This is a genomic window from Bradyrhizobium sp. SZCCHNR1051 (assembly GCF_032489615.1).
Classification (GTDB): Bacteria; Pseudomonadota; Alphaproteobacteria; order Rhizobiales; family Xanthobacteraceae; genus Bradyrhizobium.
The window spans coordinates 320,607-327,386 of record NZ_JAUEYJ010000006.1 but is presented as its reverse complement, the minus strand read 5'-3'; the positions used below and the strand labels follow the sequence as shown (position 1 = coordinate 327,386).

At 65.0% G+C, this 6,780-nt stretch carries 8 protein-coding genes and 1 pseudogene; 3 read left to right on the top strand and 6 right to left on the bottom strand.

Features of this window, described 5'->3' with window-relative positions; translation table 11 throughout:
- Positions 1-811: 811 nt before the first annotated feature.
- The 4 genes from QW868_RS10000 to QW868_RS09985 all read right to left on the bottom strand — a co-directional run bounded on the left by QW868_RS10000 (position 812) and on the right by QW868_RS09985 (position 3,941).
- Positions 812-1,489, bottom strand: coding sequence for a nitroreductase (locus QW868_RS10000; protein ID WP_316230444.1), 678 nt, complete (start codon positions 1,487-1,489; stop codon positions 812-814).
- 121 nt (positions 1,490-1,610) lie between these two features.
- Positions 1,611-2,276 carry an HAD hydrolase-like protein gene (locus QW868_RS09995; protein WP_316230443.1) on the bottom strand — a complete coding sequence of 222 codons (666 nt, stop codon included), beginning with the start codon at positions 2,274-2,276 and terminating at the stop codon, positions 1,611-1,613.
- Positions 2,277-2,340: 64 nt separating this feature from the next.
- On the bottom strand, positions 2,341-3,180 hold the full coding sequence (locus tag QW868_RS09990; RefSeq protein WP_316230442.1) for a uridylate kinase: 840 nt from the start codon (positions 3,178-3,180) through the stop codon (positions 2,341-2,343).
- A complete protein-coding gene (locus QW868_RS09985) occupies positions 3,159-3,941 on the bottom strand; it encodes an ornithine carbamoyltransferase (protein WP_316230451.1) in 783 nt (260 codons plus the stop codon). Before QW868_RS09985 ends, QW868_RS09990 begins: the two co-directional genes overlap by 22 nt.
- A 150-nt stretch (positions 3,942-4,091) precedes the next feature.
- Here QW868_RS09985 and QW868_RS09980 point away from each other — a divergent pair.
- Positions 4,092-4,463 (top strand): annotated as a pseudogene (locus QW868_RS09980) (uroporphyrinogen decarboxylase); the annotation flags it as partial.
- A 25-nt stretch (positions 4,464-4,488) separates the two neighbouring features.
- Here QW868_RS09980 and QW868_RS09975 read toward each other — a convergent pair.
- Both QW868_RS09975 and QW868_RS09970 read right to left on the bottom strand, forming a co-directional pair.
- On the bottom strand, positions 4,489-5,118 hold the full coding sequence (locus QW868_RS09975; RefSeq protein ID WP_316230441.1) for a glutathione S-transferase: 630 nt from the start codon (positions 5,116-5,118) through the stop codon (positions 4,489-4,491).
- 47 nt (positions 5,119-5,165) lie between these two features.
- Positions 5,166-5,855, bottom strand: coding sequence for a phytanoyl-CoA dioxygenase family protein (locus QW868_RS09970; RefSeq protein ID WP_315775800.1), 690 nt, complete (start codon positions 5,853-5,855; stop codon positions 5,166-5,168).
- Here QW868_RS09970 and QW868_RS09965 point away from each other — a divergent pair.
- Together QW868_RS09965 and QW868_RS09960 are read left to right on the top strand one after the other, a co-directional pair.
- A complete protein-coding gene (locus QW868_RS09965; RefSeq protein ID WP_315784385.1) occupies positions 5,854-6,033 on the top strand; it encodes a hypothetical protein in 180 nt (59 codons plus the stop codon). The two genes, QW868_RS09970 and QW868_RS09965, sit on opposite strands and share 2 nt — an antisense overlap.
- Positions 6,034-6,174: 141 nt before the next feature.
- Positions 6,175-6,777 carry a hypothetical protein gene (locus QW868_RS09960; RefSeq protein WP_316230440.1) on the top strand — a complete coding sequence of 201 codons (603 nt, stop codon included), beginning with the start codon at positions 6,175-6,177 and terminating at the stop codon, positions 6,775-6,777.
- The last annotated feature ends 3 nt before the right edge of the window (positions 6,778-6,780 follow it).

Genomic DNA, 6,780 nt, shown 5'->3' with positions numbered 1-6,780 from the left:
GACCGCGCCTCTCCTTGGCGCCAAAGACCGCCCCCAACAAACGACGCCCCTCTTGACAACTTACTCCCCATACAAGGTTCAGCCGAGACATCCCGGCCCTCCCTGCGCGATGGGTTTAACGGCTGCTCCGTGCTCTCCCCGGGGACCGGGCTTGTTTGCCCCCGTCGCCCGCCACGACGCACGAACGTCATCGCGAGCTTGGCGCCAGCATCGGGGCGCCAGGACCACACGGCTTGACCGTCCGCGCGCTGCCCATCGTCCAGCGCAAAAGCACCTGACAGACACGCGGCCACCGCTCCCCGCCTCTACGTATCGTGACGACGCGTACGTCCCTCTGCATGAGGACGGGATGCATGGATAAGAGCACGATTTCGGAAAAATCGCAACAGAAAAATGCTGCAAGAGGAATTCGACGGCGATTTTCGCGATAGCTGACGCAAAACATGTGCTCCTCGCCTCGAACAGCAGCGCCGAATGATGCCCTGATCAGGCTTGGTTTTTGGCCGGAGTTTCTTCTGCTAGCTCTCTTTGACGCGAAGCGGCACGACCATATCGTGCAATTGACCTCGTCCGGGCCAGTTGCCCCAGACGACTTCCGCGCGGAACGTCCGGCCGCGACAATGCACGGTCAGAACCTCTCCGACGACCGGCGCGATACCTTCGCAATAATTTTCGTCGCGACGGAGCTCCTTCTCGGTAACGAGCTCTCCAGACTTGAGAAGAATCCGTCTGATCCAATAAGGCATCTGTGATTTTTTGAGCTATCGAAGCCACAACGTCTGTCGTTCCCTGCGGTCTCCTAGATGCCCGTCTACTCGTCGAACCCCACGAACACCGTTGCGTCCTTGACCGGCTTCCGCTCCGACACCACAGCATTGGCCGGGAAATCGTGATCCGGCCAGCCGAGCGCGATGCTCTTCATGATGACCTGGTCCTCGGCGATGCCGGCGTGCTCGCGCACGACTGGCGACTGCATGATGCCCTGGCTGTTGATGACGGCGCCGAGGCCGCGGGACCAGGCGGCATTGACCAGCGCCGTGGTGACAGCACCGCAATCGAACGGCGTGTCGTCGCTGCCGGCGAGCACGCGGTCATAGGTGACGATGATGCAGACCGGGGCGTCGAACTGACGGAAGCCGCGCAGCACCCAATCCTGGCGCTTGTCCTTGTCGTCGCGCGCGATGCCCATGGCGGAAAACAATTGCTTGGCGACGCCGATCTGGCGCTCGCGGTGCTGGCCATCGAACGGCTGACCGATGCGAAACTCGCGCGACTGGGGCACCCCGGCCAGCATGCGCTCGGTGTTGCCGGCGCGGATGCGGTTGAGCGGCTCGCCGGTGATGACGTAGAAATTCCACGGCTGGGTGTTCATCGACGATGGCGCGCGCATCGCCAGCGTGAGGATTTCCTCGATCAGCGCCCTTGGCACGGGATCGGGCTTGTAGCCACGGATGCTGCGGCGGCCGAGGATGACGTCGTCGAACTGCATGTGTGTGGGATTCCCGGGATAATCACTGAGCTGGCCGCGATCTTCGCGGCTTTCCGGTTCCCGTGCAAGGTTGCGAGTGGCCAGGAGGCCTCCTGCGTCCCGTAGCTACTGCTCGAACGGACTATCGCCTCAGCATCGACAGCACTGAACGCGCCAGATCATCTGGATTTTCCACGAGACTGTCTGCACCCGCGGTTTCGAGTTCGTCGCGGCTGCCAAAGCCCCAGAGCACGCCGAGGCTCCTCATCCGGACGGCGTGGGCTCCGGCGACGTCGTGATGGCGATCACCGACCATGAGGCTGTCGCGCGCGGCAATATTCCGTTCGGCGAGGATATGCGCCAGAAGCTCGGGCTTGTGGTCGAGCGCGCCCGATGCCACCGAGCCATGAATGGCGTTAAAATACGATGCGAGATCGAGATGCTCCAGAATGCGCCGCGCGAACACCTCGCGCTTCGACGTCGCCAGATAGATCCGCAAGCCGGCGCCGTGCATCTCCTGCAGCGCCTCGGGGATGCCGGGATAGAGCGCGCTGCCGAACAGGCCGCTGTCGCCATAATGCTGGCGATAGGCGAGAACGGCGTCGTCGACCCGGTCGTCGCCAAAGGCCTGCAGCAGCACGCGCAGCATGTCCTGCAACGGCGGGCCGATGACGGCAGTGACGTCGAGCGTGTCGTCAGGCGCATGTCCGAGCGACCGCAGCGCCGCCAGCGCGCTCGCGGCAATGCCGGGGCGCGAGTCGATCAGTGTGCCGTCGAGGTCGAGCAGGACCGAATGAACCGGGGACATGGCCGAGCATAGCGTGTCGCCGCACAGCCGCAAACATCCGGCACCCCATTGCCATATGCGGAGCTCAGCAGTGCCGATCCGGCGATAGCCGGCCTCCTCTTCTGAAGCGAACAGTCGGATGATCTACGTCGTCGTTGTTGAAAACGACATCGGCCGTCCGAGCCGGAGCACAGGTCTCTTCATAGAGGTCAAAGGCAGGCCCGTAGCGTTCTGCATAGACCTTCATGGCGATCTGCTCTCCGAGGCGGTCCTGATCACGCCCAAGGCCTCTTGCGTCAGAGATGCCTCTCGATGTCTCGACGAAGATCACGATGTCCCAATGATCCCGCAGCTCGGGCCGTTGAAGGAAGGTCCCATCGACGACCAGCACCGCATCGATCGGCGCCAGCTTGGAAGGCTGTGCGATCGCCAAATCACGTTCGAGGTCGAAGGACGCTGTCCTGTAGAGGCGGTCGCCACCGGGCGCCAGTGGCTCGAGCAACAGGGTTCTGACGGCGGACAGATCGCGGGCATCATCGTAGTAGCCGCGAGCGGAGAACCGTCCGCGCGCATAGCGCTCAGCCTTCGGACGGTGAAACCCATCGATCGATGTTCTGATGACCGGGCGACCGCTTCGTTCGATCAGCTCTGCCAACTCGTCCGACAGGGTTGTCTTGCCCGATGCCGTTCGGCCATCGACGGCCACTCTCATCGGATGCGCAACTTCGAGACGCGAGATCTGAAGTGCCAAATCACACAACGTCGCCATTCGATTTGAGCTCACCGATACCTCAACCACCGCTGACGTCCGACTCTGGTCCAGGATTAAAGCCGGCAGGCCAGCGCAAGATTCAACCTTTTCGTCCAAAGCACAATGCGCATGGGGCGCGCCAATACCGGCGGTCACGGCGCGGCGAACACCCATTCGAGCGCGGCGTTCTGCGCGTGCAGCAGAAACGCTTTGGCCTGCACCACCCGACAGGCGCGATGCCGCATGGCATCGGCCGAGACCTCATCTCCCCGCGTCACCGGCGGGCAGGGCAGGAAGTCCAGATCCGGCCGGAGGCCGTCCAGCAATGCTGCGGTGATCTGATAGTCCTGCAATTCGCCGAGATCGGTCGCGACGCGAAAGCGCGGCGAAGCGCCGGGCGCATGCCACCGCGCCGGATAGACCTGGACGACGTCGATCGGAAGCACCTGCGCGACCTCGATCCACGAGCCCAGGATGTTCGCGGCCGGCGCCACCACCGCGATCTTCAATCCCTCGATCGCGCCGCGGCGATGCCACAGGAAGGCGAGGTCGCCGAGCGTCTCGCAGGGATGGTTCTGCCGCGTGCGCGCGTTGACCACGGGCGCCTGCGCCCAGTGGGACAATGCATACAGTATCTCCAGCTCCGGCGTGCGGCAGACCACCGCATCGAACCAGTTGTCGAGATAGGCGGCGAGATCCTCAACCGCCTCCGTGGCGTTGAGACGTAGCGGCGCGTGCACGCACAGCCCGCCCATCGATCGCGCGCCGAGATCGAAGGCGGTGGTATTGCGCCAGCCGCCATCATCGACCACGAGAGCGATGCGCTGGCCCGCAAGCGTCTGCGGCATCTCGCGCGCCTGCCAGCAGGCCGCAAGCTCCTGCGCTCGCATCAGCATGCCTAGGATATCGGAGCCGTCGAGGTCACCCAGGGCCAGGATGTCGCGATCGCTCGTGATGCGCTCTCATCACATCCAAGGGGCACGCTGATATCGATGCCCCGCCCATGTCGGTCATGCGCCGTTCGCAATGCCTCGTCCCACCACCAGCATAACCTTCACCAAAACTCCAGGGAAGGACCCACGCCGATGGCGCAGATCGCGACGATCGAAACCGGGCTCTACCGCATTCCGCTCAGCGTCACGCTGTCCGACAGCACGCATGGCGAGATGACGGCATTCGAGCTGATCACCTGCCGCGTGCGCGATGCCGACGGCGCGGAGGGCGTGGGCTACACCGATACGGTCGGCCGCAATGGCGGCGCCGTCGCCGATATCCTCGGACGGGAGATTCCCGAACTGATCACGAGTCACGAGGCCGACGACACCGAGGCGATCTGGCAGCAGCGGGTGTGGTGAGGCCTGCATCATGGCGGACGGGGCGGACCGACCGTGCTGGCGCTGTCGGCGCTCGGCATCGCGCTGTGGGACCTCAAATCCCGGCACGCGAACCTGCCGCTGCGGTCTCGCGCGCCGCACGGCCGGCCTAAGCCTTTGCGCTCGGACGGCTCGACACCTCGCCGTACCATCGCTTGAGATGGCGGAGATGATCCGGCGGGTCGAGCTTGGCGCGGGCCGCGAAATCCGCCGTCACCATGGCGCTGATGTCGGCAATGGTGAAGTCGGGCCCGCAGACGAAGGCGTGATCGGCCAGCCGCGCGTCGAGCCACGCGAAGTAGTGCGCGACGCGCAGACGCCCCCGCTCGGCGAGCGCCGGGATCTGCTCGAGCGGCAGCGGGCCGGGCAGTGCGCGGCTCTCCAGCCCCGGCGCACTGTTTCGGAACGCTTCCTGAATGGCATAGATGCCGTCCCACTCGATCCGCCGGATCCAGCATTCGATCACGGCGCGCTCCTCCGCATTGCGTCCCATCAGAGCCGGCTCGGGATGCAGCTCCTCGATGTAGCGGCAGATCGCGATGATGTCGGTGATCGCAGCGCCGCTGTCGAGCTCCAGGACCGGCACCGTGCATTGCGGGTTCAGCGCGCGAAATTCCGGCCGAAACTGCTCCCCGGCGCGCAGGTCGAGCTGAACGGTGGGAATCGTGAGGCCCTTTTCCGCAAGGAAGATGCGCACGCGGCGCGGGCTTGGCGCGGTGGCGGAATCATACAGCCTCATGAGCGTCCTCTCTGCGTGATTTGGCTGGAAGCAGCGGGATGGTGCCGCTACTCGGCGCCGAAGATCTCGTCCTGATCCATGCGCACCGCACGCAAGGCGCGGGTCCGGCGCCACTCGTCCAGCTGCACCCATGTGGCGTAGGTGATCAGCAGCGAGCGGCGGCGCGCGCCGCTGCGGTTGCGCGTCGCACCGTGCAGCATGTTGACGTCGAACAGCAGGATGTCGCCGGCCTCGCCCGCCGTGACGAACGCCGAGGACGCGGCCTGCGCATCGTCCGTGTCGGGGCGATGCGAGCCTGGCGCCACTTGCGTGGCGCCATTGTCGGGGCCGAAGGAATCGAGAAAGGCCAGCGCGGAGACGGAATCGGTGCGCCGGCGCTCGACGCTGTCGCGATGCAGCGGCTGCGCGCCGCCATCGGCACACGGCTCGCGCCCTTCGACCTGGCCGAGGAAGAACGGCGCCTTCAGGACATGATGCACGGCGGCAAGCATCACCGGCAGGCGGCAGACCTGTTGCACCGTCGCATCGAGATCGACCATGGCGTGCCGCCAGTCGCGGCCGCGCGGTACCGGCCATTGCTCCGAGGGCAGCGTGCCGGACTCGAACGCATCGCGCAGTGGCGCGATCCAGTCCGCCGGGATCGCACCGCGCAGCAGCAGATAGCCGTCCTCCTCCAGCCGATGCGCATCGGCTTCAGAAAGTCGGCCGACGCCGGTGCGCGCGGGTGCCGCGGTCATGGTTGAGCTCGCAATCTCGAGGTCAGTGGCAACATTCGGCATGGTCGATGATCAGACGGCTCTCGGCAAGCGGCTGTCCTGGATGGGCACGGCGCGTGGCGGCGCGCGCTTGCGTTCATCCGGCTACGGCCGTGACATGACGGCGCGACGGCTGAGCCTGAAGGAGATCCCGCACTGAGGCGATAGGTCGCGCGCGGCGCATCGGCCCGGCAAGGCGCCATTAATCACCCGTTAACCTCATCGACCTACGTCTTCTTGCAACAGACGGCAACGATCAGAAACATAGAGAAGAGAGCGTTCAGACTTTTCGGAAGAGCACATGGCGATCGTCCAAAGCACCAGCCAGATCTCTCCCGCGATGGAGCGGGTCTATCGCCAGAGCAACCTGCTCGGCGAATGGAAAGGCAGCTGGACGGCCAGTGGCCAGGCGGTGAGCTTCAAGGTCGTCAACATTCGCGGCGCCGCGGCGACGGTGGAATACACCCACAATGGACGGACCGAGCGCGGCATCGGCCAGGTCAACGGCTCGACCATCGACTTCGGGTCCGTCACGCTCGGCACCAAGAACGGCAAGAACGCGGTGCTGCTGTTCTCGGCCGGCGGCGGCAAGGCCACGGCGATGCTGGAAAAGCAGGCGCCTCCCGCCGAACAGAGCAACCTGACCGGGAGCTGGGCCGGCTATTCCGGCGAGAACGGCATGAGCGCGAGCTTTCGCGTGCTGTCCGTCAACGGCAAGGAGGCGCAGGTCAGCGTCACCGCCAATGGCGTGACGCGCCAGGGCACCGGCATCGTCTACAAGAACGTCATCATGTTCGGCCAGACGCAGATCTCGACCGACGACGGCAAGACCGGCAAGGTCATCTACCAGGTCGGCAACAAGTCCTACATGGTGCCGGTGGACAAGCTGCCCAAGACGGCCTGAGCG